At 53.9% G+C, this 24927-nt stretch carries 20 protein-coding genes; 14 read left to right on the forward strand and 6 right to left on the reverse strand.

Annotation, left to right across the window (positions count from 1 at the left end; genetic code table 11):
- Window positions 1–104: 104 nt before the first annotated feature.
- A complete protein-coding gene (locus BMI79_RS09920; RefSeq protein WP_076941970.1) occupies window positions 105–1010 on the forward strand; it encodes a LysR family transcriptional regulator in 906 nt (301 codons plus the stop codon).
- A gap of 28 nt (window positions 1011–1038) precedes the next feature.
- Here the strand turns inward: BMI79_RS09920 and BMI79_RS09925 are convergent, their stop codons facing one another.
- Together BMI79_RS09925 and metC are read right to left on the reverse strand one after the other, a co-directional pair.
- Window positions 1039–1695 carry a DedA family protein gene (locus BMI79_RS09925; RefSeq protein WP_076941971.1) on the reverse strand — a complete coding sequence of 219 codons (657 nt, stop codon included), beginning with the start codon at window positions 1693–1695 and terminating at the stop codon, window positions 1039–1041.
- A gap of 179 nt (window positions 1696–1874) precedes the next feature.
- Window positions 1875–3062 (reverse strand): cystathionine beta-lyase, encoded by a 1188-nt coding sequence (metC, locus tag BMI79_RS09930; RefSeq protein WP_076942070.1) that lies wholly within the window; start codon window positions 3060–3062, stop codon window positions 1875–1877.
- A gap of 273 nt (window positions 3063–3335) precedes the next feature.
- Between metC and exbB the strand changes: the two genes are divergently transcribed.
- Together exbB and exbD are read left to right on the forward strand one after the other, a co-directional pair.
- Window positions 3336–4265: a tol-pal system-associated acyl-CoA thioesterase gene (exbB, locus tag BMI79_RS09935; RefSeq protein WP_425272348.1), complete on the forward strand. Its 930-nt coding sequence runs from the start codon at window positions 3336–3338 to the stop codon at window positions 4263–4265.
- 3 nt (window positions 4266–4268) lie between these two features.
- Window positions 4269–4691 (forward strand): TonB system transport protein ExbD, encoded by a 423-nt coding sequence (gene exbD, locus BMI79_RS09940; protein WP_076941973.1) that lies wholly within the window; start codon window positions 4269–4271, stop codon window positions 4689–4691.
- Window positions 4692–4739: 48 nt separating this feature from the next.
- Here exbD and BMI79_RS09945 read toward each other — a convergent pair whose 3' ends face one another.
- The 3 genes from BMI79_RS09945 to BMI79_RS09955 all read right to left on the reverse strand — a co-directional run bounded on the left by BMI79_RS09945 (window position 4740) and on the right by BMI79_RS09955 (window position 8320).
- Window positions 4740–5822 (reverse strand): ABC transporter ATP-binding protein, encoded by a 1083-nt coding sequence (locus BMI79_RS09945; RefSeq protein WP_076941974.1) that lies wholly within the window; start codon window positions 5820–5822, stop codon window positions 4740–4742.
- 65 nt (window positions 5823–5887) lie between these two features.
- Entirely contained in the window at window positions 5888–7264 is a 1377-nt protein-coding gene (locus BMI79_RS09950; protein WP_076941975.1) for a phosphohexomutase domain-containing protein, read from the reverse strand.
- Between the two features lie 15 nt (window positions 7265–7279).
- Window positions 7280–8320, reverse strand: coding sequence for a LacI family DNA-binding transcriptional regulator (locus BMI79_RS09955; RefSeq protein ID WP_076941976.1), 1041 nt, complete (start codon window positions 8318–8320; stop codon window positions 7280–7282).
- Between the two features lie 272 nt (window positions 8321–8592).
- Here BMI79_RS09955 and BMI79_RS09960 point away from each other — a divergent pair, with 272 nt between their 5' ends.
- The 8 genes from BMI79_RS09960 to BMI79_RS24490 all read left to right on the forward strand — a co-directional run bounded on the left by BMI79_RS09960 (window position 8593) and on the right by BMI79_RS24490 (window position 17826).
- On the forward strand, window positions 8593–9882 hold the full coding sequence (locus BMI79_RS09960; protein ID WP_076941977.1) for an ABC transporter substrate-binding protein: 1290 nt from the start codon (window positions 8593–8595) through the stop codon (window positions 9880–9882).
- Window positions 9883–9946: 64 nt separating this feature from the next.
- The gene (locus BMI79_RS09965; protein ID WP_083704415.1) at window positions 9947–10822 is read left to right on the forward strand and encodes a carbohydrate ABC transporter permease; all 876 of its coding nucleotides are present in this window, start codon (window positions 9947–9949) and stop codon (window positions 10820–10822) included.
- Complete coding sequence (locus BMI79_RS09970; RefSeq protein WP_076941978.1) at window positions 10823–11647, forward strand: carbohydrate ABC transporter permease; 825 nt, start codon at window positions 10823–10825, stop codon at window positions 11645–11647.
- Between the two features lie 12 nt (window positions 11648–11659).
- Window positions 11660–13231 carry an alpha-glucosidase gene (locus BMI79_RS09975; RefSeq protein WP_076941979.1) on the forward strand — a complete coding sequence of 524 codons (1572 nt, stop codon included), beginning with the start codon at window positions 11660–11662 and terminating at the stop codon, window positions 13229–13231.
- Window positions 13224–14279 carry a glycoside hydrolase family 130 protein gene (locus tag BMI79_RS09980; protein ID WP_076941980.1) on the forward strand — a complete coding sequence of 352 codons (1056 nt, stop codon included), beginning with the start codon at window positions 13224–13226 and terminating at the stop codon, window positions 14277–14279. Before BMI79_RS09975 ends, BMI79_RS09980 begins: the two co-directional genes overlap by 8 nt.
- Before the next feature lie 17 nt (window positions 14280–14296).
- Window positions 14297–15232 (forward strand): MTP-1 family protein, encoded by a 936-nt coding sequence (locus BMI79_RS09985; RefSeq protein ID WP_076941981.1) that lies wholly within the window; start codon window positions 14297–14299, stop codon window positions 15230–15232.
- A gap of 119 nt (window positions 15233–15351) precedes the next feature.
- Window positions 15352–16470, forward strand: a complete 1119-nt coding sequence (locus BMI79_RS09990; protein ID WP_076941982.1) for a hypothetical protein — start codon at window positions 15352–15354, stop codon at window positions 16468–16470.
- Between the two features lie 699 nt (window positions 16471–17169).
- Complete coding sequence (locus tag BMI79_RS24490; protein ID WP_341865651.1) at window positions 17170–17826, forward strand: sugar phosphotransferase; 657 nt, start codon at window positions 17170–17172, stop codon at window positions 17824–17826.
- A 201-nt stretch (window positions 17827–18027) separates the two neighbouring features.
- Here BMI79_RS24490 and BMI79_RS10000 read toward each other — a convergent pair whose 3' ends face one another.
- Window positions 18028–20745, reverse strand: coding sequence for a tannase/feruloyl esterase family alpha/beta hydrolase (locus tag BMI79_RS10000; RefSeq protein ID WP_076941984.1), 2718 nt, complete (start codon window positions 20743–20745; stop codon window positions 18028–18030).
- A 403-nt stretch (window positions 20746–21148) separates the two neighbouring features.
- On the opposite strand from BMI79_RS10000, the gene BMI79_RS10010 reads away from it, so the two are divergent.
- The 3 genes from BMI79_RS10010 to BMI79_RS10020 are packed head-to-tail and all read left to right on the forward strand — an operon-like array spanning window position 21149 to window position 24891.
- The gene (locus BMI79_RS10010) at window positions 21149–22603 is read left to right on the forward strand and encodes an alkaline phosphatase (RefSeq protein WP_076941986.1); all 1455 of its coding nucleotides are present in this window, start codon (window positions 21149–21151) and stop codon (window positions 22601–22603) included.
- Window positions 22604–22651: 48 nt separating this feature from the next.
- Window positions 22652–24178, forward strand: coding sequence for an alkaline phosphatase (locus tag BMI79_RS10015; RefSeq protein ID WP_095996118.1), 1527 nt, complete (start codon window positions 22652–22654; stop codon window positions 24176–24178).
- Window positions 24175–24891: a hypothetical protein gene (locus BMI79_RS10020; protein WP_076941988.1), complete on the forward strand. Its 717-nt coding sequence runs from the start codon at window positions 24175–24177 to the stop codon at window positions 24889–24891. Before BMI79_RS10015 ends, BMI79_RS10020 begins: the two co-directional genes overlap by 4 nt.
- Window positions 24892–24927: the final 36 nt, after the last annotated feature.

Consider the following 24927-nt stretch of genomic DNA (forward strand, 5'->3'; position numbering starts at 1 on the left):
CTATTCTCCAGATTGGTTGGGTAGACCCAGAGATAATATCGTTGATTGATATTCACCAGTGGCGATAAGATTTCTATTGATTGTTTCTTTTTAGGCTACAAAACATGACCGATCGATTAAGCGGGATTTCGGTGTTTGTCACCGTAGTGGAGGCGGGCAGTTTTGCGCTGGCGGCGAGCCGATTACATCTTTCACGCTCGGCGGTGGGGAAAACCATCGCCCGGCTGGAACAGCGGCTCGGGGTACGCCTGTTTCATCGCACCACGCGCAGCCAGAGCCTGACTGACGATGGCGCGTTGTTCTATGAGCGCAGCCTGCGGGCATTGGCGGAGATCCGTGCCGCTGAAGCGCTGTTGGAAAGTGGCAAACAGCAGGTCAGCGGCAGGCTGAGAGTCTCCATGCCGGTGTTGTTTGGCCGCATGTGTATCGCCCCTATCCTGACTGCATTGGCGCGTGAACACCCCGGATTGGACCTCGATCTCTCGTTTAGCGACCGGGTAGTGAACGTGGTAGAGGAGGGGTTTGATCTGGCGATCCGTAATGGTGCTTTACCCGACTGTGCCGGGCTGGTGGCCAGGCGGCTAGGGGATAACCGCATGACGTTGTGTGCAGCGCCGGATTACCTGATTCGCTGTGGCGTTCCCGAAAGTGTTGAAGTGCTGGCACAGCATGATGCTGTGACCTATATACATGCTGGAGTAATACGCAGTTGGCTGATCCCCTTGGCAGATGGCACGACGCGGGAAGTGATACCGAAAACACGCTTATTGATGGATGATTTGCAGGCGATTGCCGATGCCGCCGAAGCCGGGTTTGGCATCGCCTGGCTACCTTGTTGGTTGATCCGTGAGTCGTTGCTTAAAGGGGCGCTACTGCGGGTGCTGAGTGAGGTACCTGGCGTGGATTTCAACGTACATGCGGTGTGGCCGCAAACCCCGCATTTGCCGCTGAAGGTGCGGTTGGCAGTGGATGCGCTGGTCGGCCAATTGCCCGCCAGGATGGTGTTTTGAAGGCGCTGCGTGCAGCGCCTGCGAAAGCTCAGGAAGCGCGCTTCTTGCGCCAGATCACCAACATGGCCCCGAGGAAACCAAACACCAGCAGCACGATGGGGAGGATCATCAACCCGGCCATTACCTGATCCTCATGGCGTTTCACCAGTGGGATCTGGCTGAAGGCGTAACCCAGGCTGATCACCGATCCCACCCAAAGCACGCCGCTTAGCCAGTTGAAGATCTGAAAGCGCGCACTGCTGAGGCCAGAGATCCCCGCCATGGTGGGCAGCAGCGTGCGGACAAACGCCAGAAAACGGCCAATCAGCAGCGCCATCAGGCCGTGGCGGTTAAACAGCGTGTGCGCGCGTTGATGGTATTGAACCGGGAGCTGAAGCAGCCAGCCTTTTACCAGCGAGGTATGGCCCAGCCATCGCCCTTGCAGATAACTCAGCCAGCAACCCAGGCTGGCGGCGACGGTCAGGATAACCAACGCGGGGAGAAACCCCATTACCCCTTTGGCGATCAGTGCTCCGGCCAACAGCAACAGGCTGTCACCCGGCAGGAAAGATGCGGGCAGTAAGCCGTTTTCCAGAAACAGAGTGGTGAAAAGTACCAGGTAAACCACCCAAATCACGCCGGGTTCGGCAAGGGCAGCAAAATCGTGCGTCCAAAGTGCGTGAACAATCTCTCTTAATACATCCATTTTTTGTCCTGCGGTGCCTAATCTAATTCTTTGCGGGCTACCGTGCTTTTAATCATGCTCAATTGAGTGCTGAGTGTAACGCTATTAGCTTCAGTGGACATTAAACAGAATGTAGAAATGTGCTACGAAGGATAAAACGTGTAAAAAAAGAGCGGCAGATTTGCCGCTCGGTCATTTTTTCAGGCGATACGCCTAAAACCGGCGGCCAGATCGTCGATCAGATCTTGCACGTTTTCCAGCCCGATGTGTACGCGCACCAGCGTGCCAGAGAAATCAACGCCACCCGCAGGGCGAATGGCGGCCAGCTCTTCTGGCTGATTGGCCAGGATCAACGACTCATAGCCACCCCAGGAATAGGCCATGCTGAAGTGGTTGAAGTTGTCGAGATAATCGGCCAGTTGCCGATCGCTCAGCCGCTGCTTCAGCACAAAGGAGAACAGGCCGTTGCAGCCGCTGAAATCACGGCGATAGAACTCATGGCCTTTACAGCTTGGCAACGCCGGGTGATTGACCACCGCCACTTCGGGCCGCTGCGCCAGCCACTGTGCCACCGCGATGCTGCTCTGCTCGTGCTGTTTCAAGCGCACGCCTAAAGTGCGCAAACCGCGGCTGGCCATATAGGCGGTGTCGGCGTCGACCATCTGGCCCATCAGATAAGAGTATTCACGCAACCGATCCCAGCAGCGGGCGTTGGCTACTGCGGTGCCGAGCATGTAGTCGGAATGGCCGATGATGTACTTGGTGCCTGCCTGAATCGAAATATCGATATCAAATTCCAGCGCCTTGAACAGCACGCCGGCCGCCCAGGTATTGTCGATCATAATGACGATCTCCGGGTTTACGGCGCGAATGGCGCTGACGATGGCCGGAATATCCTGCACTTCCATGGTGATAGAGCCGGGGGATTCGAGGAACACCACTTTGGTGTTGCTCTGGATCAGATCGGCGATCCCGCTACCGATCAGCGGATCGAAATAGGTGGTGGCCACATTCATACGGCCAAGGATATGGGTGCAGAAGTCCTGCGTCGGTTCATAGGCGGAACCGGTCACCAGCAGATGATCGCCCGCGCCAACGAAAGACAGAATGGCATTGGCTACCGCTGCAGCGCCACAGGGGTAGAGCACACAGCCCGCGCCGCCTTCCAGTTCGGTCATCGCGTCCTGAAAGGCAAAGTGGGTGAGCGTGCCGCGGCGCCCGTAAAACAGCTCACCCTGTGCGCGTTTGGCGGTGGCGTGTTTTTTGGCCGCCACCGATTCAAACACCAGTGAAGACGCGCGTTGGGTGACCGGATTGACCGAGCCTTGCGTGTAACGCTTGCTGCGCCCGGCCGCGATCAGCGCGGTTTCGATATTTTTTGACGTCATGTTGGTTTTCCCTTTGCCTTGCTCCCCTGCGATAGCACTTACGTTAGCATGGTGCTTCATAGCCATCCAGACGTTTTAACCGCCATGAAAAGAAATGGTGACGATCGCTGTGTGTGCCAGTTAACACACACGCTTTCTGATGCATGACATGTCTCGTGATTAAATAGTAATGATAACCACTATCAATTACGGTTTGATTTGATATGATCGCAGGCTGAATTCTTCCGTAACTGTTGAGATGGGTGGAGGCACAGCGTGAAAACGGCTGTCAGAATGATGAATCGAGAAGCCTGTGGGCAATGGCGCGCGCTGGGGCGCGGGGCGATCGTGTCGCTGGTATTGCTGGCGGGGCTGGCTGGTGTAGCACAGGCGGCTCCGGCCAATGCACCGGCAATCAGTGAAAGCGTGGCAGCAGCAGCGGCGCCAACTGAAACTGGGCTGATGCCGCTGAACCCGGCACCGGCGATCCAACCGCCAGAAACCCGCGGCATGGATCTTTCTGTCTGGGGGATGTACCAGCATGCGGACGTGGTGGTCAAAGCCGTGATGATCGGCCTGGTGCTGGCCTCGGTTGTTACCTGGACCATTCTGTTTGCCAAAGGCAGCGAACTGATGCGTTCCAAACGCCGTCTGCGCCGTGAACAACAGGCGCTGGCCGACGTGCGCTCGTTGGACGCCGCCGCCGAACTGGCGCAAAACTTCTCTGCAGACAGCATCAGTGCGCAGCTGTTGAGTGATGCGCAGAACGAATTGGATCTGTCGGCAGCGTCCAACGACAACAACGGCATTAAAGAACGCACCGGTTTTCGCCTGGAGCGCCGCGTAGCGGCTTACGGACGCCAATTGGGGCGTGGCAACGGCTTTCTGGCTACCATCGGCGCGATTTCACCCTTCGTCGGCCTGTTTGGCACCGTCTGGGGCATCATGAACAGCTTTATCGGTATCGCCCAATCGCAAACCACCAATCTGGCGGTGGTGGCTCCGGGGATCGCCGAAGCGCTGCTGGCAACCGCACTTGGCCTGGTGGCGGCAATTCCCGCGGTAGTGATTTACAACATCTTTGCCCGAGTGATCGGCGGCCATCGTGCCGAAGTGGGTGATATGGCCGCGCAGGTGTTATTGCTGCTGGGGCGCGATCTGGATCTGGCGGCGACGATCGAGGCTAAACGCGCACAGCACCAGCACCAACTGCGGGCGGGGTGACGTATGGCGATGCGCTTAAATGAAGATCTGGACGACAGCGGCGAACTGCATGACATCAACGTGACGCCGTTTATCGATGTCATGCTGGTGCTGTTGATCATCTTTATGGTGGCTGCGCCGTTGGCCACGGTGGATATTCGAGTCGATCTGCCCGCGTCGACCGCCAAGCCGCAGCCGCGCCCGGAAAAGCCGGTGTTTCTGTCGGTGAAGGCCGACAAACAACTGTATGTTGGCGATGATCCGGTAACGGCCGAGCAACTGGCATCGGTGCTGGATCAACGCACGCAAGCGAACAAAGAAACCCCCATTTTCTTCCAGGCGGATAAGACCGTCGATTATGAAACGCTGATGAGCGTGATGGATATGCTGCGTAAATCCGGCTACCTGAAAGTGGGGCTGGTGGGGATGGAAGGCGCAGCACGGTAGCCACTGTGCTGCGCGATACTCAGGCTGGCCATGGCGGCCAGCGCACTATTAGGGTGCCTCGCCGCGTATCGCCTGGCCCTGTTGGTCAAACACCAGAATGTGCTTGTAGGCGGTGCCGATCGTCACCTCCTCACCGGCGGCCAGCTTCAACTGATAAGGCACTTTCATTTGCAGCGCGCCATGTGCCGCTGAATGAAAGAGTGCGACGGTGGAATCACCATGCATCTCGGTGAGTTCGGTTTTCACCTTCAAACAGAGTTCAGCGCCGTGGGTTAAGGAGAAATGTTCAGGGCGGATGCCTAACGTCAAGGTCGTTCCCGCCGGCAGCTCCGTTTTTGCCAGATGCGGAATCAGGATGCTTTGCCCATTAATCGTCACCCGGCCAGCCTGCTCATACACGACGTTAAACAGGTTGATCTTTGGCGCGCCGATAAACCCGGCGACAACGATATTGGCCGGATGGTTATACACCTCTTCTGGCGTGCCCACCTGTTCGATTTTCCCCTGATTCAAAATCACGATGCGATCTGCCAAGGTCATGGCTTCCGTCTGATCGTGGGTCACGTAGATGGTGGTTTTACCCAAGCGTTCATGCAGCTTGCCGATCTCTTGGCGCATTTGGATACGCAGCGCGGCATCCAGGTTAGATAAGGGTTCATCAAACAAAAGCACGTTAGCACAGCTGACAATCGAGCGCCCGATGGCCACACGTTGGCGCTGACCGCCGGATAAATGCTGCGGCAGGCGTTCAAGGTAATTGTTCAGTTGCAGAATATTGGCCGCATTGGCAATGCGCGTAGCGATCTCCGGCTTTGGGGTTTTGATGTTTTTCAGGCCAAACGCCAGGTTCTCGCGCACGGTCATATGGGGGTATAGCGCATAGGATTGGAACACCATGGAGACGCCGCGCTCCCCGGCATTCATATGGGTTACATCTTTATTACCTATCTTGATTTCACCGCTGCTCACCTCTTCCAGGCCAGCAATCATTCTTAACAGCGTTGACTTGCCGCAGCCAGAAGGGCCGACCAGAACGATAAACTCCCTAGCGTTAATTTCAAGATTAACGTTATCAATGATTCTGATTTTCCCATAGTTCTTCACGACATTGGTGAGAGAGACGCTAGCCATTATATGCTCCAACAATATATTTCAATTTATCCACCGCTCAGCAAGATCGGCCCGGCAGAAATTAATCATTTGGTGTCAAGTGCATGGAGAAGTTGAGTCAACTGCGCAACTTGTTGCTCCAGCAGATCGCGATCGCCACGGGTTTCAATATTTAAACGCACCAGTGGTTCGGTATTCGAGGCACGCAAGTTAAAGCGCCAGTGCTCAAACTCCATGCTCAGGCCGTCAATTGCCGTGATCTGAAGGGCGCTATCGGCATAGAACCGCTCTATCTGTTGGAGTTTGGCTTTGGGATCGGTAATGGTGAAGTTCAATTCCCCCGAGACCGGGAACCGCACTTTGCTGGCTTCAATCAAGGAAAACAGCGAGGTGGCTTTACGCGACAGCAGTTCGATCACCAACAGCCAAGGGATCATACCGCTGTCACAGTAACCAAAATCACGGAAGTAGTGGTGTGCGCTCATCTCACCGCCATAAGCGGCATCATGCTGGCGCATGGTGTCTTTAATAAACGCATGGCCGGTTTTCGATTCGATGGCCGTCCCCTCCAGGGCACGCACAATCGCCTGCGTATTCCAGATCAAGCGAGGGTCGTGGATGATTTTTCCGCTTTTATCGGCACGCAGGAAGGTTTCTGCCAGCAGCCCGACGATGTAATAGCCTTCAATAAACTGGCCATGGTGATCGAAGAAGAAACAGCGATCAAAATCCCCATCCCAGGCAATGCCCAAATCCGCCTGGTGGTCACGCACCGCTTGCCGGGTGACCTGCTGATTTTCGGGGAGCATCGGGTTGGGGATGCCGTTAGGGAAAGTGCTATCTGGCGGGTGGTTGATTTTGATAAAGCGAATCGGCACCTGGCGTTTTGCCAGCGCGGCCTCCAGCGCATCCAGCGTTGGGCCAGCCGCGCCGTTGCCGGCGTTGACCACAATTTTCATCGGTGTTAATACACCGGGATCGATATAGCTTAATAAGTGTTCAACATAGTGTTCGCGAATAGACTGGAAAGAAAGCTGGCCACGGCGGTGTGCTGCTGCAAACGAATTCTGCTGTGCCAAGGCCTGGATCTCATACAGCCCGTTATCACCGCTGATCGGTTGGGCATCTTTTTTTACCAGCTTCATGCCGTTATAGTCGATCGGGTTATGACTGGCGGTGATCTGGATCCCGCCATCAAGGCCGTAAAAGCGGGTAGCAAAATAGATCTCCTCGGTGCCTACCATGCCGATATCAATCACATCAGCCCCGCCTTCCATTAACCCTTTTGCTAACGCGTTTTTTAGCGCTACGCTTGTGGCTCTGGCATCGCCACCGACCACCACTGTCGCGGGTTTGAGCCACTGGCAATAAGCACGACCGATACGCCAGGCGATCTCTTCATTCAGCTCCGAGCCCAGTTTCCCCCGAATATCGTAAGCCTTAAAACAGGTTAGCGTTTCCATTTCCTTTCCATTTGGTTATGCCGAATCACGGACGATAAGTTCAAAATCTAAAAAGATGTCATGCGCCAGTTGCTCGGTTATCAGCGCTCTGGCGGCCTGTCGTCCTTTAGATACAATGGGTTGACGGATGGTGGTTAAGCCGATCGGCGGATCCTGAATATCGATATCGTCAAATCCGGTGATCGCAATCTGGCCGGGAACAGAGATATTCTGGCTCTGGCAATAGTGATACACGCCGAACGCAAAACGATCGGACAAGCAGATAATCGCCGAAATATCCGGTTGCTTGGCGAGTAGGGCTCTGGCCGCTTTTTCTCCCCCGGCTTCATTATGGGGCTGTTCTGAAACGTAGCAGGCGTTCAAATCGATGCCGGCGCTGGCAAGCGCCTTGATGCAGGCGTCAATGCGGCCAAATGCCACGCCGTTATCAAACTCTGAAGAAAATTCAGCCAGCGATGACAGCACGCCGGAACGTCTTTTCACCGGGAAGGCGACAATGCCGAATTTTTTATGCCCGGCTGCCAGCAAGTGTTGGCAGATGGCCTGCATGGCGGCCCGGTCATCAATGGAAACACAGGTGAAGTCCTGCAGTTTGATATCGGTAGTCACTACCGGTAGCCCACTGGTTAGCGCCGTTTGAACAATTTCGTCATTGTTATAAGTCGCATTCAAAATATAGCCATCAACCACGGCGCTCATCATGCGTTTTTTAAGCGCGTTGTTAGCTTTTAACGGCATTAGCGCGATATTGATGCCATTCTTTTCGCACTCTTCGGCAATGCCACGCATCAGCGCAATATCGTGACGATCGGAGAAAACATAGCTCAGGTTGTCGTTAAATATGACCCCGAGCGTGCCACTCTTTCCGGTACGTAAAAAACGCCCGGCCCCGGTAGGGCCATGGTAATTAATCGATTCGGTATAGGCTAAAATTCTCTCCCGTAATTCTGGTGAGACTTTTTCTGGCCGATTAAATGCGTTTGAAACTGTGGTATGCGTAACGTTTAACGCTTCAGCGATAGTTTTTAGCGTTTCTCTTTTTTTACCAGTCGTCATGTTAAAAAGCTCCGGGAAGAAAAATGAACCAATTTACCCCTACTATATCCCAATCCGCCTTATGAAATGATCCGTCCTATCGCGTTAGGATCGCATTCTACATCTATTTTAACGTTAAAATTTGAACGATCGTCACGATTTTAACGTTAAACTAAAAATAATGAGATGTGAAATCCCTCACAGAAATCGGGATCCTTCACTGCTATTTTAACGTTAAAATCCGCCTACCTCCCCTTTTCTAAACGTTGGGGTCGTTCCCAGGGAATAAAACCATGCGTAAAAAAATGAAGAATACCCTGTTCTCTCTGGCTATTATTGCCGCCAGTTGTGCCGCTCTGACAGGCTGTGACGATAATGCAGTTGCCAGTGAAAATGAAAAACAGGCCATCACTCTTTGGATCGCCCCAAATAATGTTCAAGAAGCATTTTGGAGTGAAGTGGTTGGTGAGTGGAATAAACAAGCCGATAAAAAGAAAGTCGTATTTTCAACTATCCCTGCGGCGGGGAGTTCCGAAGAAGCTATCATGAATGCGATCGCATCCGATCGTGCACCAGACATTTCAGAAAATATTTTTACCGGGTTCGGCACCCAGTTAGCCGATTTAGGTCAGATCGTCGATCTTTCTACGTTGGATGGCTATCAGGCGTTAATTCAAGCCCGTCAGATGAACGACATCATGCAGAATTGGAGTTATAACGGCAAAAATTACATCCTGCCGATTTATATTAATCCGGTGCTGTTCTGGTGGCGTGGCGATCTGTTGCAAGAGCAGGGTTTTAGCGGGATCCCGCAAACCTATGCCGAGATTTATGCGCTCTCCGAAAAATACACGATTGCAGATAAACGCTACGCGTTGCAGGCCACCTCGGGCCGTAACTGGTGGGACCGCTGGTTTGATTTTATCGCCCTCTATTATGCCCAAAGTCACGGCAAGCCTTATATCGCCAATCAGCAGGCCACCTATGATAACCAGGCCGGGCGCGACGTCATCGGCTTTTTAAATACGCTGTTTGAGAAAAAATGGACCGTGTACGATTTTGGTCAGGATGACCCGTTAGCGACGGGCAAAGTGCTGGGCGCGGTGCGCGGCCCGTGGGATATCAGCCGCTATCAGCAACAGTACCCGGAAATCCTCAAGCAGATAAAAATTGGCCCGATGCTGGTTAAAGATCAACAGGATACCCCACACACGTTCGCTGATGGCAAAGGGTTGGTGCTGTTCAGCCATTCCAAGGTCAAACCCGAAGCTTGGGAGTTTATCCAGTGGGTATTCAGCCAGCCAAAATTCGATAAACGTTGGGTGGAACTGACCGGCATGCCGCCCGCCCGGGCGGATTTGCTCACCAACCCGATGTTTGCGCAGTACTACCAGGAAAACCCGTATGCCGCGGCCTACGCCAAATATGTCAACGTGGCGGTGCCCCCGGCGTCCAGCAGTGAAACGGTAGAGATCCAGCGCAGCATGACGCAAATGCTTGAGAAAACGGCGTTTAAAACCCTGGCGCCGGATGAGGCACTGCAGCAGTCGGTGCAGGAAGTGAATGCACTGTTAAAGCCTTAACTTAATAGTGGCGCTCGCTTAATTTCTCGCTTTGTGCCTTAAACCGGGCAGGTAACCATTAATGATGATGTCCCTAAAGCTTAAAGATAAACATGTAGGCAGCATTTTAGCTGCCTCCTACTTGGGATATACCAGCATATTCTGGCTGTATCCTTTTATTTGGCTTGCCGTATTATCGCTAACTGAATGGCGCTTTGTCGGCACTCCGTCGTTCAACGGCTTGAAGAACTTTGCTCTGGTGATGCAGAACCCAATGTTCTGGAAGTCAATGCTGAACGTATTGCGCTTCTTGATGTATTACCTGCCGGTCGTGTTTATCTCTTCGCTGCTGTTTGCCTTTGGTTTACAGAAATTAAAATACGGCAGAACGTTTGTCGGGCTGAGCTTTCTATTGGCCAACGTCTCTTCTGGCGTGGCCTATTCCATCGTGTTCTCCAAAATCTTCAGTCAGAATGGGCCGTTGAACACTTTCTTGCATGACTGGTTTGGTTTTACCCTGCCTTGGCTAACCAGCCCGGATTTTGCCATGTTATCCATTGCGCTGGTGGTGACCTGGAAGTTTGTCGGTTATTACGGGCTGATTCTATTTTCCGGCCTCAACAGCATTCCCAAAGAAATTTATTCGGCGGCGGAACTGGACAATACCGGTGCCTTCAAACGCTTGTTCCATATCACATTACCGCTGATCAACCCGCAACTGATTATGGTTCTGGTATTAGCCATTACGGTCTCATTTGCGATTTTCACCGAGCCTTATCTGATTACCGGCGGCGGGCCGCTCAACAGCACCACCACGCCGATGGTTGTGATGTATGAAGCGGCATTTATGAAAATGCAGCCCAGCTGGGCCGCCACCATGTCCATTTTTATCGCGTTGATCAGCTTTGCCATTATCTGGATTGTCAGAAAGTTGCTGGAAAGAAAGGTGGAGATCGTTTAAATGAAAAAAACCATCAGCAGTCTCCTTATTCATCTGATTATGTTTTTCCTGGCGCTGTCGTGGCTTTATCCGTACATCTGGATGGTGCTGTCATCGTTTAAACCATCCGCCGATATATACACTACCGGGCTGTTCGAGGGCCGTTATTCATTTGATAACTATCATTTTCTGTTTGAAAACAGTGGCCGGGTAGAGAAACCCTTTCTAAAGACCCTGTTTAACTCTTTCTTTATCTCCACGGTGGTGACAACGGCCGTTACCCTCAGTTCGATGTTTATCGGCTTTGCATTGGCAAAAATGCATTTCAAAGGCCAGTCGTTATTCAAAAACCTGCTGTTTTTACAGATGGTCTTCCCGGCTTTCATGTTTATTATCCCGCAGTTTGTGCTGGTGCGTGAACTGGGGCTGTTAAACAGCTATAGCGCCATGATTGTTCCATTCCTGATGAGTGCCTGGGGGATCTTTATGATTTCCCAAAGTTTTCAGGGCACACCCAATGACTATATCCACGCCGCGAAAATTGATAACGCCAGCCTGTGGCAAATCATGATCTATCTGATGATGCCGCTGAATAAAGCGATTATCGCCATTGTGGCGCTGTTCACCTTTGTCGGCACCTGGGACAACTTCCTGTGGCCGCTGATTGTTATTCAGGACGAGAGCAAAATGCCGCTCTCGGTGTTATTGGCCACTTTCAGCAAATCCTATGGTGTCTATGTTGGGCCGGTGATTGCAGGGGCGGTGATCCAGACCATCCCGATTGTCGTGCTGTTTGTTTTATTCCGTAAGTACTTCATGCAGGGCATGTCCCTGTCATTGAAATAAGGGGCTGACGTGATGGCTGGCACAGCGTGGTGGCGTGAAACGGTTTTCTATCAGGTTTATCTGCCCAGTTTCCAGGACGGTAACGGTGATGGGGTGGGGGATTTTTACGGGTTGATTGATCGGTTGGACTACTTGCAGGCGTTGGGGATCGGGGGGCTGTGGATCACGCCGTTCTACCCTTCACCGCTGGTGGATAATGGCTATGACGTCAGCGATTACCTTGATGTTGCTGCACAATTTGGTTCGTTGGCGGTGTTCGAGCGTTTCATCGTCGAAGCTCACCAACGCAATATCCGGGTGATTATCGATCTGGTGCTGAATCATGTGTCTACGCAGCATCCGTGGTTTAAAGATGCGCTGAATAATCCGGCCAGCCAGTATCGTGACTATTTTATTTTTACCCGTCAGCCCAATAACTGGCAGTCGTTTTTTGGCGGTTCTGCCTGGCAGCCTGAAGCCGACGGCGGCGAATATTACTACCATAAGTTTGCCATTGAGCAGGTCGATCTGAACTGGACTAACCCGGCGGTGGTTAAAGAAGCTAAAGCCGTGCTGGATTTCTGGCTAGGCAAGGGGGTGGACGGCTTCCGGCTGGATGTGATCAACTTCCTGTCGTGCAAAGGCATCGGCCCGGATAACCCGGTGCTGGCCAACGGTGAGCAGCAGCACCTTTATGATATTAACCAACCCGGCATTGACCGGTGCCTGGCGGATTTGCTGGCCCACGTCCGCGCCAAAGGGGACTACTTTATTGTCGGTGAAGTAGGCAGCGATAAGCTCAACGAACTGGTGCGCTATCAGTCTGCCGACTTATGCGATGTGGTTTTCAACTTTAACTTAGGCAGTTTGCCCACCTTTGATCCACCGCAGATTTTTCAGCAGTTGGCACTGATGAACAGTACGCTCAGCGGTGTGCCAACGCTGTTTTTCTCCAGCCATGATATGCGCAGGATGATCAGCCGTTTCGGGGATGATGTTGCCCGTGCCCGCGCGGTGGCTTGCCTGCAATTCATGGCTCGTGGCGTCCCATTTATTTATTACGGTGAAGAAGTGGGGATGCGCGACTATATCGCCACCAGCCCGGGGGCGATTCATGACATCCAAGGCAAAATGCATTATCGGCAGAAGCTGACGGAATGTGGCGATCCAGAAGAAGCCTTTCAATTTGCGCTAACCAACAGCCGTGATAATTCGCGTTCCCCAATGCAGTGGTCTGCTGCTCCCTACGCCGGGTTCAGCTCACAATCCCCTTGGATGCCGGTCAATGAAAATTACCGTGAGATCAATGTAGCGGCGGCGCAAACAGCCCGCTCTTCACTCTGGCATGATTATCAGTCTCTGATTGCCCTGCGCGCGAATTACCCGGTCTTTCAATATGGCGACTATGAGGAATTCACCCAGGTGCAAAACACCCTGATCTTCCGCCGCCGCTTCGGCCAACAGCGCGCCACGGTATTGATTAACTTTGGCGAGGCCTACTCATTGGCGCAGCCGCCACGCGGCAAGGTTTTATTTGATACTCGCAAGCACAGCGAAATGGCTCACAACGATATCGTTATTTTTATAGAGGATAGTAATGATTAGGTATTCCGGTAATCCGTTAATTTCGCCCCAGGATATTACGCCAAGTCGCCCAGGATTTAAGGTGGAGTGCGCTTTCAATGCTGGCGTCACCCGCGTTGGTGATGAAGTCATTATGCTGGTTCGCATTGCGGAAAGCGTGATCCCCGAGAGCGAAGGTACCACCGTTGTGCCTTTGTTAGTGGAAACGGCACAAGGCTGGCAGGTGACGACGCGGAGATTTCAACACAACGATATCGCCTACGATTTTAGCGATCCGCGGCTGATTACGGACAAAGCGGACCCGGCGATCGTCTTTTTAACCTCTCTTTCCCATCTGCGCGTGGCAAGAAGCCACGATGGCATCAGCTTCACCGTTGACGAGCGGCCATTTATTTTCCCGGACAACGGCTACGAGGCTTTTGGCTGCGAAGATGCCCGCATTACCACGATCGACGGGGCTTTTTATATTAACTATTCCGCCGTGTCCTCCAAAGGCATCTGTACCGCGCTGGCGGTGACTCGCGACTTCATCAGCGTTGAACGCTTGGGGCTGATTTTTTGCCCGGATAACCGCGATGTCTGCCTGTTCCCGGAGAAGATCGGCGGTAAGTATATGGCGTTACATCGCCCTGCCCCTAAGCACTTCGGCAAGCCCGAGATCTGGCTGGCCAGCTCTACCGATCTGCTGCACTGGGGGGAGCACCAGCACCTGTTGGGGACTTCGCAAGATCCTTGGGATGCGCTGAAGTTGGGGGGCGGCGCACCGATGCTGAAAACGGAGAAAGGCTGGCTGCAGATTTACCACGGGGTGGACGTCAATCAGCGCTATGCGCTGGGGGCCATGCTGCTCGATCTGGCGCAACCGAACAAGATCCTGGCCAAATCGCCGGTGCCTTTGCTGCAGCCGCAAGCGCCTTACGAGCTGTATGGTTTCTTTAATAACGTCGTCTTTACCTGCGGTGCGTTAATCGAGAATGACGTTCTGAAGGTTTATTACGGCGCGGCGGACGAAAGCATGTGCCTGGCTGAAATGTCTCTGGCGCAACTGTGGCAACACCTGTCGGTGTAATAAGGGAATAAACCAAGATGAAACATCACTCTCCAGTCAGCGTTGCCCAACTGATCGCCGAGTACCGCCAGCGTACGTCGGGTACCACCTTTACCACTGCGCGGCTTGAATTCTGCGGCGTGGGTGACAGGGATGTGTACAACATTACTGCGCCGTTTATCTCCGCCGGGCGGGAAGTGATTGCCGGACGTGTTGAGGCCAGGGACTCTGAGCATGCGACTATCGTGTTTTTCACTGAACGTGAGGGGCAATGGACGCCGCTGGAAGACGCTCCACGGTTGCAATTACAGGATCCGTTCTTCACCTGGATCGAAGAAGAGCTTGTTTTTGGCGGCGTCGAGATTGCTCCTCATCCCGACAAGCCTGCGCAGCTGATCTGGCAAACCGTTTTCTATCGCGGGCCTGACATCACCTCATTAACCCGTTTTACCTGTGGCCCATCGGGCATGAAAGATATCCGTCTGTGCCAGATCCAGCCGGGGCGCATCGGCGTTTTTACCCGGCCACAGGGCGAGATCGGCGGCAGGGGGATGATTGGGTATGCTGAGATCGGCAGCCTGGATGAACTTACGCCAAGCGTCATCGCCGGTGCAGAACTGCTCGAACGGCAGTTCAACAGCGATGAATGGGGCGGCGTTAATGAAACCCATTTACTCAGCGATGGCACTATCGGGCTACTGGCCCATATTGCTTGTTTCGATCAACAAGGAAGGAGGCACTACTATCCTGGGGTCTTTATCTTCAACCCGGACACGAGAAACTACACGCCTATCAAGATTATTGCGGCAAGAGATAACCTGCTACCCGGTGCGGCGAAACGCCCCGATTTAGTGGATGTCATTTTCCCAGGAGGCCTGGTTGCATTACCCGACAATCGTTGGCGGTTATACGTCGGGGCCAGCGATGCGGAAGCACATTGGATTGATATTGAGGATCCTTTTAACGGATTTTAATTCCCAGGCAATCTCAATTGCGCAGTTAACTGGCTTAATGGAAAAAATAAATATCAATTATATTGAGTGGCATTCCTATTGCTAATAATCGGGGTGCCATCAGTTTAAAAGGGATTATCATGAAATACTCAAAAGTCTTTACCCTGCTTTTACTGGCAGGTCTCTGCTCTGCTGCCCATGCGGGGAATACTCCAGCCACAAATAAAGCCAATAGCCAGCCTATTCTCGCTGGGGATAAAATTAAAATCGTCAAAGAGGGGGGGGATACAGTAGAAGCCGTGGTGGAATTCAGTGATGATCCTAACGAGGATAATATTGGTATTGTGCGTATTCCCAAGGATGAAAAAGCTTACTTTCACGGTAACTGGTTAGCCGAATATAAAATAGAGCATTTCCGTAACGAAGGGCGCGGCACCAATTCCCGCCCGGTGCATGAAATCGTCTTCGCGGACGGGCGGGTAAACTTTGGTGATACCGGCTGGAATACCGGTTTCTTACTCAAGCAGGTGCGCTTTACCAACGATTTACGTAATGGCAGCAACCAGAAAGTTGATTTCCGCATGATAGAAATGGAGATCCGCCCGGCTTGGGCGAAAAGCGTCGATCAGCACTGGTTTATGCTGGAAGGGATCTATTTGGGCAAAACCGGCTATGAGAAAAACCGCACCACGGGCAGTGACAACAACATTGGCGGTGATGGTTATGGTTTCCGGCCTTACTACCGCTATCAGGTATCGGATGACTTCAGCGTAGGCACCGATGTAAAAATGCTGGTGGAAGATAAAGATGCCCGTGGTGCCGATAACGGGCGTTTCCAGTTCTATGAAGCGTTGGTTAACTTTAACTATCGTGCAGCAGATAATGTGCACGTCGGCTTTGAAGTGTTCCGTAAAGAAGGCCAGGACTTCAACCATGATGGTGATAAAACCGCCAACGTCCTGGAGCAGGAGTTCCGCCCTTGGGTTGCCTGGAATGTGGGTAAAAATAACTTCCTGTTTAAAATGGAACCTCAGTTAAGGCGCATCGGTGGGCGTGACGGTTATAAAGCTACCTCGAAAAGCCAGAAATATATCTTCAACTATAGCTACCCGATTGCCGATAACTTTTATCTGGTGGCCGAATATTTTTACCGGGTTGAGTATAACAAAGAGTTCTGGGATCGTAACGTGCGTGACAACAATAGCTACAGTGATACTACGACGCATTTCGGTAAATTAGGCATTAACTATGTGTTCTAAATAGTGAGTGTTCCAAATAACTCGGGGTTGCGATTCATTTCCCTGCAGCTTGAAAACGACGGGTATCAAAAGAGAAAAAATATGAAACTACTAAATACTCTGTTTTGCATTATTGGGTTAACCACGTTTTCCTCTTCTGCCACGCTGGTTAATGCCAATCATCTGGATGCGTTATACCAAAAGATTACCGTGAAGGATAAAACGGAACTGGGCCTGATTCATATCTATAGTGAATTCCCAGATTATCGTTGGGTTAAAGATCCGATCGAAGGCGTCTCGGCAATTGATGACGTTGCTCGGGCGGTGGTTTTCTACCAGCGCCAGTATCAGCTCAACGGCTCGGCCGCAGATCTGGAAAAAGTTAAATCGCTGGTCCAGTTTATTCTCCATCAGCGGGCAGATAACGGCTATTTTTACAACTTTATCTACCCGGATCACTCCATTAATAAAACCTATAAAACCAGCGTCGCGGAGCCTAACTGGTGGACGTGGCGTGCCTTGTGGGCGCTCACCCAGGCGTATCCTCTCTTGTTGAAGACGGACGAGGCGCTGGCGCAGAAAGTCCGTGAGACGATCTTCGCCACGACGGATGTCATTTATAAAGATTTTAACTTTAAGCAGACCCGCGGTGAGAACGCAGGAATCGCGGTGCCTGAGTGGTTGCCACATACCGCAGGCGATCAGGCCTCAGTGCTGTTGATGGGGCTGAGTGATGCCTATGCTCTGCAAGCTACGCCGGAAATTGAGAAGATGATGCGTTCCTTGGCGGCGGGTATCATGCTGATGCAGATCCAGGATGCATCCTCGCCGGTGAATGGTGCGTTTTTAAGCTGGCAAAACCTATGGCATGGCTACGGCAACAGCCAGGCTTATGCCCTGCTTGAGGCGGGGAGTAGGTTGGGCGATCGCGATATGATCAAGGCGGCCTTTAAAGAGCTGGATCATTTCCACCCTTGGCTGATTAAAAATGGCCTGGCCAACGCTTTCACCGTTCAGCAGCAGGGTGAGAAGGTCACACTGATTGAGGAACATAAGTTTTCTCAGATCGCCTATATCATCCGTCCGATGGTATTTGCCAATATCAAGGCTTGGGAAATCTCGCGTGATTCGGTTTACCTGCAGCAGGCGGTCGACTTAACGTTGTGGTTCTTTAAGAAAAACCCGGCGCAGGCGCAGATGTATTATCCGGTGACGGGAATTGCTTTTGATGGTATCGATTCGGCGGCCAAGGTGAATAAAAACTCGGGTGCGGAATCCACCATTGAGGCTCTGCTCACGCTACAGCTGATGGAGTCTATACCAGAGGCCAAACGCATGTTGGATGCCGCAATAGAGAAGCGGGATATTGAGCGCTAACTGCGATAACGAAAATGAGGTTGATGACAAAGTGGTTTTTTAGCCTGAGATACCCGGGCCTAGCGCACCGAGGGGCGCTCCGGCACGGCCCCTTCGGCACGCTCTCCCTAATAACGGGCTTTGTCAGCAGTCTTAAATGGCCCTGGTTACAGGGCCATTTGAGATAAGGCCAACCAATCCGCTTAAATCGCTATCTTCCGCTTAATACAACAACCCCAACCCAAAGCTGTCGTCGGCAATCAACGACAGAATGCCGCCGTTGGTGGTGTAGCTGCCGCTGATGGCTCCCGCTGCCGTTATCACGCCCAACACCGGCTGGTTGTAGGTCAGCACGCCATAGCTGTTAGCCTGAAAAACCGTGGTGCCGCTTAATTCGGTATCAAACTGGCTGCCATCGCTGCTGCTGACATGATAGTTGCCATCCGCCGCACCGGCCGCCAACGGCAAAGCGGAAGGCTGTTGCGCATAAAAAACCATACCGTAGGCCGTGGCCGAACGGGTCAGAACCAACGGAACCGGTTTGCCATTGACCATACCGCTAATCAGCGAACCGCTTAGCGTGCCATTGTTTTTATCGGGGGTGCCGCCGACAAAATAGTCAAAGGCATTACGATCGCTGTTCCAGGCGATATAGCCTTTGCTGCTGAGCGTACAGTTTGCATCATAAGTGATAAAACCCTGTGTGTTGGGGTCTTGGCAGGTTTGCCAGGTGGCAGCGGATGAACGCAGCCGTGCTGACCCGCTCAACGGTGTGGCGCTGTCGTTGCTGACGCTGTGCTGAATGCCGCTGGCATTGTAAATATCCGCCACCGCCTTGTAATCGCTGCTGATGTTCTGGAAGGCGATCAGCGGTAAAAATTCTGCCCCTGATACTTTTGCGATTCCCCCCGCCAATACGCCCCCGCCAGTGAAGGTAAACTGGGCACCGTTCTCGTCACTGCTGAAGGTACAGCCACTATGGGCCTGCAGAGTCCCGCTGCGCAGCGTACCCGCCGGGCGTTGCAGGCTGGCATCAACGGTGATGCTGTAGTTCATGGTGGCAGGATCGAACTGCACGGTCAGTTCTTCACCAAAGGTATCTCCGCCTTTATAGGTTGTGGTGGTGGTAGGCAGATGGGCGCAAGCCTGTGGAACGACGTTACCGCTGTCGGTACAGCTGTAGTTGATGGCGGCATCCAGGCTACCGGCTCCCTGGTATTTCGGCCAGGAAGGATATTGGCACAGCGGCCGGGTCCGCCCATAGGTTTGCGCATTGGTATCCATCACCCAACGGTTACCCGGTGCCACGCCGCGCTCGACCCAGTTTTCCAGTGCCGTTAATGAATTCCAGGCGGGCAGAAAGCTGCCGGTGCCGTGCCCCATACCGGGCACGGTGTAAAAGCGCACTCCCTGGTTGACCGCGTCCTGCCCGACGCTATCCGTCATTGCCTGATACCAGGCAATGGTGGAGTTTGGGCTAATCACCTCGTCAGCCAGCCCATGCAGCAGAATCAGGCGATGCTGATGGCCCAGAAACTCGGAGATGTCGGGGTTGGTGGCATCGGTGATTGCAGAAACCTGCTGCACCCGCTGCGTGTAGGCACCTGGATCGGCCGGGTTAAAGGTCAGAGCATCGAACGCGGGTTCGCGGGTAACGAAATATTTGACCCACTGATCGCCGGTCACATACATATTGGCATCCGCCTTGACGGCGGGGTTGGCGGGAACCGGGCGCGTCCCCAGATTACGGGTAGTAAAGGGGCCAGCAACCAACGTGCCTTCCAGCAGATTATATCCCCCGGCAACGCTTACGCCGTTGGCTAACGGATAGTTCAGCTTTAAAGGGGATTCGATCACCTCGACGGTGGCAATCTGGGCATCGGAGAGACAGGTATCACCGCTGTCACCCCCTCCAGGGCAACGCAGATTGGCCAGCACCTGTTTGTTCGCCGCGCGGCACCCTTCCACATTGCTGATCACATTGTCTGCGGCGCCGTCCAGCCGATCGCAGGCCTCCATTGCCGCCTGCTGTACCAGCAGGGTTTTGTTGATGTTCAGCCAGCCCGCGCCCCCATTGAGGTACAGCGCACGGCCCACCGCCACGTTCGACAGGCGAGTGCCGGTGTAGTTCAGCGCCGGTTCATTGGCAATCACACCATCATAGTCGAGCGGCCAACGCTGGATATAGCCCAGCGCATCGCGCCCGCCGGTAGAGGTGCCGAGAAAATAACTATGTTGTGGCATTTTCTGGTAACGCTGTTGCAGCAGCAATAATGCGACGTCATGGGTTTTCTTCAGCGTGTCACCGCCGTAGTTGGCCAGTGCCTCATCATCCATGGCAAAGCTGCCATCGGTAATACTGCCGCTCTGGTGGCCGGAGTCATCGCCCCAGGTGGCATACCCCTGCGCCAGCGGAGCGGGGTTATTCGGCAGCGAAAAACGCACCGTTTCCGTGCCATCAATCAGCCTGCCATTAAAACCGCCGCCGCCAAAGTGAATGGCCTTATTGTTCCATTGCGTTGGGAGGTTAACGGCAAAATTGATTTCTGGCGCGCTGCTGTTGGAGGGGAAAATCTTGCCGCGCACCTGACAATATTCCCCCAAGCTATTTCCGCTGGCATCCGCGAGGATCAGCGTCGCTTTCTCTACCCGTGCCCCTCCGCTGGGCAGGGTGATGGCTGAGGCTGGTAGCGTGACGTCATTGAGCCGATCGCAGGCCTGCTGTGCGGTAAGCGCAGGGCTCACGGGTTCAACGGGGGGCTCTGGCGTCACCGGAGTTGGATCGGGGGAGGCTGGCTCTGCAGGATCGCCCGAATTATTCGCGGCGGACTGCGTATCTGCTTCCGACGCCGGATTGCAGCCAGCCAGCAGGGTGCAGACCAGAGCGGCGAGCAGCGGAGAGACGATCTTTTTACGCCAAGGCGTAGGTGGGTTTTTCATGACGTGAATGTCCTTAAGCATGAATGCGCTATGTGGCGAAATTGAAACGCCATTTTAACCCTTGAGCAGCGCTGACGATTTGAACTCATCCACGAAATTAATGTATTTCATGTTAAAGAAAGAGGCGCTGGGGCTGCGGGGAACGCAATAAACGCCATAAATCAATGTCAGCAGGCCATGGGGGAGAGGGGCTATCTTCAGCGCCGCTACAGTTGAAGTGCTCATGATCGTCAACGGCCGCCGATCCGGTTTGTGCCGCGTTCCAGTCCGCATTCTTCTTCATCGCCTTTCCGCTGCCATCTTTTTGTCACACATCCTCTCTAGTTTGTATGTCTAGACATTTTTACGTGTTGCCAATTAATACAAAAACGCTGTTTACCTGAAGCTTTAATAGGGAGGTTAGATGAAACGCAATGTGCTCTGCCGGATGATGCTTGGCGCGATTTTTGCCGTAACGGGCTGTAATGACAGTGATTCTGTTAGCAGCACCCAGAGCGAAACGCCAACGCCTGCGCCTGTACCGCTAGCGGTGCCCACCAAGAACGTGCTGTTCTTTCTGGGGGATGGTATGGGGATTGCCACCTTGACTGCGGCGCGTATTTACAGCGTCGGGGAAGAGGGCGAATTAACGATCGATACCCTGCCGGAAACGGCGTTTGTTCATACCTATTCGAATGATGCACAGGTCACCGACAGCGCACCTTCCATGTCGGCCTACATGACGGGGCTCAAAACCAATAACGAAGTGATCTCGATGTCCCCTGATACCAAGGCGACCAATCCGCAGGGCAAGCCTTATCAGGTCAACTTCGACAGCACCTGCCCGCCGGGTAACGGCCAGGCGGTTGAAACCTTGTTGGAACAGATGAAAGCGGCCAACTACGGCACAGGGATAGTGACGACCACCCGAGTTACCCATGCTACACCAGCGGCGACCTACGCCCATGTCTGCCATCGCGATGCGGAAAACACCATTGCCGCCGCGCTGGTACCAGGCGGCCAGGGGTTCAACACCAAACTGGGGGACGGTATTGACGTGATCCTCGGTGGTGGGGCCAGCTACTTCACGCCAGCGACCGCAGGCGGCACCCGTGGCGATCAGCGCAACCTGATTGCCGAGTTACAGGCGGCCAACTACCGCTATGCGGCCAACAAGCAGCAGTTTGAGCAACTGCCGGTTGATGGCAGCAAGCTGGTGGCGTTGTTTACCCCGAATCATATGTCTTATGACCTGGATCGCGATCCGGCGCAGGAACCGAGCCTGGCAGAAATGACTGAAAAGGCGATTGACGCCCTGGCCGCTAAACAGAAGGGCTTCTTCCTGATGGTGGAAGGGGGGCGCATCGATCACGCCCTGCACGCGACCAACGCCCGCCGAGCGTTGCAGGACACGGTGGCGTTCGATGAGGCGATCAAAATGGCATTGGACAAGATGCAGCAGATTGATCCCGGCTTACAAAATACCCTGATCGTGGTCACGGCCGATCACGATCACACGCTGCAGATGAACGGCTATGCGCAGCGTACCGGTAAAACCCAAGAGGGCAACCCTGGCGTGCTGGGGGTTGTGAAGAACTATGTCAACGGGGCCAACTCAACGGACGTGGACGGTAACCCTTATACCATCATCGGCTTCGGCAATGGCCCGGCGCATCAGGCGACTCGCGGGCCGATCGACGAAAATGCTCTGGAAAGTGCTGATTTTTTGCAGGAGTCGGTGATCCCGCTGAAGAGCGAAACTCACGGCGGCGGCGATGTGTTCCTGGCAGCGCAAGGATTGGGTGCGGAACAGTTCAGCGGCACGCTGAATAACGATCGGGTATTCAGCCTGATTAAACAGGCGATTGACTTGCCGTGAGCGCCAGCAGGCTAAGCATAATTTCCTCTTTCCAGAATGAGCAAAATCATGAAAACAACACAATCTGTGGGTAAGTTCCAGAGCGTTACGCTGTTCCTGTTGGGCCTGTTATCCCTGGCTGGTGGCCATGCCCAAGCGGCAAACGAAGCCAAGAACGTGATCTTTTTCCTCGGCGACGGCATGGGGCCGGTAACCGTGACGGCTGCCCGTATCTATAAAGGCGAGAAACAGCTGGCGAGGGATCCGGGGGCGCTGAGCAGCAGTGAGCGCGCAGAGCTGACCATGCAGTCGCTGCGCAATGCGGCACGCATCAAAACCTTCTCTAATGACGCACAGACCACCGACAGCGCACCGTCGATGGCGGCTTACATGACCGGCGTGAAGGCCAACAACGAAGTGATCTCGATGTCTGCCGATACCCAGGCCTATGCGGCTTCGGGTGAGCAATATATCGCGGGGGAAGACAGCACCTGCCAACCTGATAATGGCCAGCGGGCGAAAACGCTGTTGGAGCTCTCCAAGGCGGCAGGGCGTTCGGTGGGGGCGGTGTCGACCACGCGCGTTGGCCACGCCACGCCAGCGGCCACCTATGCCCATATCTGCAACCGTAATGGCTACAACACCATCGCGGAGCAATCGGTGCCGGGCAACCCTAATTACAATACGTGGTTGGGCGATGGCGTAGACGTTTTGATGGGCGGCGGGCAACGCAACTACCTGCCGAAATCAATCAACCCCAGCAGCAAGCGCAGCGATAATCAGAACCTGGTGAGCGCCATGCAGAGCGCAGGCTACACCTATATTAACAGCGGCTCGCAGTTACGCGGCCTGGATACCGGCTCGGTCAATAAACTGCTTGGGCTGTTTGCTCAAAGTGAAATGGCTTATGAGTTGGATAGGGTGAATCAGAACCTGGATCAGCCGAGCCTGGCGGAAATGGCCGAGAAGGCGCTTGAAGTGCTCAGCCGTAACGACAAAGGATTTTTCCTGATGGTGGAAGGCGGGCGCATCGATCATGCCCTGCACGGCAGCAATGCTAAACGCGCGCTGGAAGATACCCTGGCGCTGGACGAGGCGATCAAGAGCGTGCTGGCGTTTATGCAAGCCAAGGATCCTGGGCTGAAGAACACGCTGATTGTGGTGACGGCTGACCATGACCACTCTATTGCCTTTAACGGCTATGGCAAGATTGGTAACCCGATTCTAGGCAAGGTTTACGACTACCAGAACGGTGAACTGGCCAAAGCCGCCGATGGCAAACCTTACACCACATTGGTGTTCGGCAACGGTGGCCGCCCCAATGCCAGCGCCAGCAGCCAGACCAACGTAGAAGATGGCAACGCGCCTTGGGTGGCGCCGGCGCGTGGCGCAGAACGTGAGGATTTGACCGACGTAGACACCACGCAGGATAACTTCTTGCAGGAGGTCGGCATCAATCTGGGGGCTCCGGGGGCGGAAACCCATGCGGGTGGCGATGTGATGCTGTACGCCGACGGTGCAGGTTCGCAGATCTTCAAAGGCACCCTGGATAACACCAACGTCTTCTTCAAGGTGAAAGAGGCGGCCGGTTTATGATCCCCCTGCGGAAAATATTCAGCCTGGCGTTGCTGGTGATGGTGGCGCTGCCCGTGCAGGCTCAGAACACGGCACAGCCCGCCGAGGCACCGGCGGTGAATCTGCGCTTGAGCTATGAAAACCGTTCAATAGGGCATGATGGCATTCAACGTGATAGCCGCTACACCGATCTGATGTACCGCCGCGCGGGGCTGGTCTGGATCGAGCGTGAGCTGCCGCAAAGCGTGCGCGCAAGTGCGGCGCATGGGCATGACGATAGCGCTTCACCTCATGCCGGCCATGCGCATAGCGAAGCGCAAGGGGCTCCCTTGCTGATACGCCGCGATGCGCAAACCGGGCAGGTGAGCGTGCAGGCGGTCTTGCATAATCTGCGCCGGGTTATCGATGTGGAGCTGGCGCATTACGGCAACGTGGGATATGGCGGTTCCTGGGCGGCGGCCTACTGGCTGATCGAGCCTGCCGCGTTGAGCCGTATGGAAAAACAGGGCCCGGAGCAACGGGGGATCCAGCACTATCAGTTACAGCAGGGGGAGCGCACCATCAAGGTGGCCTGGGACGTTGCTGGCCAATACGCGCGCAGCATTGAGCAGCGCGATAGCCACGGCACATCGCTCCAAAGCATGACGGCGACGCCATTTGTGGCGCCGCCCGTGCTGCCTTGGCAACAACTCGCGGATTATCAACGAGGTGATTACTCCGACCTGCTGGATTAACCACGACATCGTTGAACCAAGGCTCGATAATGAAAA

The organism is Serratia oryzae (genome assembly GCF_001976145.1).
GTDB classification, from domain to species: Bacteria; Pseudomonadota; Gammaproteobacteria; order Enterobacterales; family Enterobacteriaceae; genus Chania; species Chania oryzae.

Coding starts and splice junctions, on each gene's coding strand:
- BMI79_RS09920 (WP_076941970.1), top strand. CDS start 105: ATGACCGATCGATTAAGCGGGATTTCGGTGTTTGTCACCGTAGTGGAG.
- BMI79_RS09925 (WP_076941971.1), bottom strand. CDS start 1,695: ATGGATGTATTAAGAGAGATTGTTCACGCACTTTGGACGCACGATTTT.
- metC (WP_076942070.1), bottom strand. CDS start 3,062: ATGACGTCAAAAAATATCGAAACCGCGCTGATCGCGGCCGGGCGCAGC.
- exbB (WP_425272348.1), top strand. CDS start 3,336: ATGATGAATCGAGAAGCCTGTGGGCAATGGCGCGCGCTGGGGCGCGGG.
- exbD (WP_076941973.1), top strand. CDS start 4,269: ATGGCGATGCGCTTAAATGAAGATCTGGACGACAGCGGCGAACTGCAT.
- BMI79_RS09945 (WP_076941974.1), bottom strand. CDS start 5,822: ATGGCTAGCGTCTCTCTCACCAATGTCGTGAAGAACTATGGGAAAATC.
- BMI79_RS09950 (WP_076941975.1), bottom strand. CDS start 7,264: ATGGAAACGCTAACCTGTTTTAAGGCTTACGATATTCGGGGGAAACTG.
- BMI79_RS09955 (WP_076941976.1), bottom strand. CDS start 8,320: ATGACGACTGGTAAAAAAAGAGAAACGCTAAAAACTATCGCTGAAGCG.
- BMI79_RS09960 (WP_076941977.1), top strand. CDS start 8,593: ATGCGTAAAAAAATGAAGAATACCCTGTTCTCTCTGGCTATTATTGCC.
- BMI79_RS09965 (WP_083704415.1), top strand. CDS start 9,947: ATGATGTCCCTAAAGCTTAAAGATAAACATGTAGGCAGCATTTTAGCT.
- BMI79_RS09970 (WP_076941978.1), top strand. CDS start 10,823: ATGAAAAAAACCATCAGCAGTCTCCTTATTCATCTGATTATGTTTTTC.
- BMI79_RS09975 (WP_076941979.1), top strand. CDS start 11,660: ATGGCTGGCACAGCGTGGTGGCGTGAAACGGTTTTCTATCAGGTTTAT.
- BMI79_RS09980 (WP_076941980.1), top strand. CDS start 13,224: ATGATTAGGTATTCCGGTAATCCGTTAATTTCGCCCCAGGATATTACG.
- BMI79_RS09985 (WP_076941981.1), top strand. CDS start 14,297: ATGAAACATCACTCTCCAGTCAGCGTTGCCCAACTGATCGCCGAGTAC.
- BMI79_RS09990 (WP_076941982.1), top strand. CDS start 15,352: ATGAAATACTCAAAAGTCTTTACCCTGCTTTTACTGGCAGGTCTCTGC.
- BMI79_RS24490 (WP_341865651.1), top strand. CDS start 17,170: ATGGGGCTGAGTGATGCCTATGCTCTGCAAGCTACGCCGGAAATTGAG.
- BMI79_RS10000 (WP_076941984.1), bottom strand. CDS start 20,745: ATGAAAAACCCACCTACGCCTTGGCGTAAAAAGATCGTCTCTCCGCTG.
- BMI79_RS10010 (WP_076941986.1), top strand. CDS start 21,149: ATGAAACGCAATGTGCTCTGCCGGATGATGCTTGGCGCGATTTTTGCC.
- BMI79_RS10015 (WP_095996118.1), top strand. CDS start 22,652: ATGAAAACAACACAATCTGTGGGTAAGTTCCAGAGCGTTACGCTGTTC.
- BMI79_RS10020 (WP_076941988.1), top strand. CDS start 24,175: ATGATCCCCCTGCGGAAAATATTCAGCCTGGCGTTGCTGGTGATGGTG.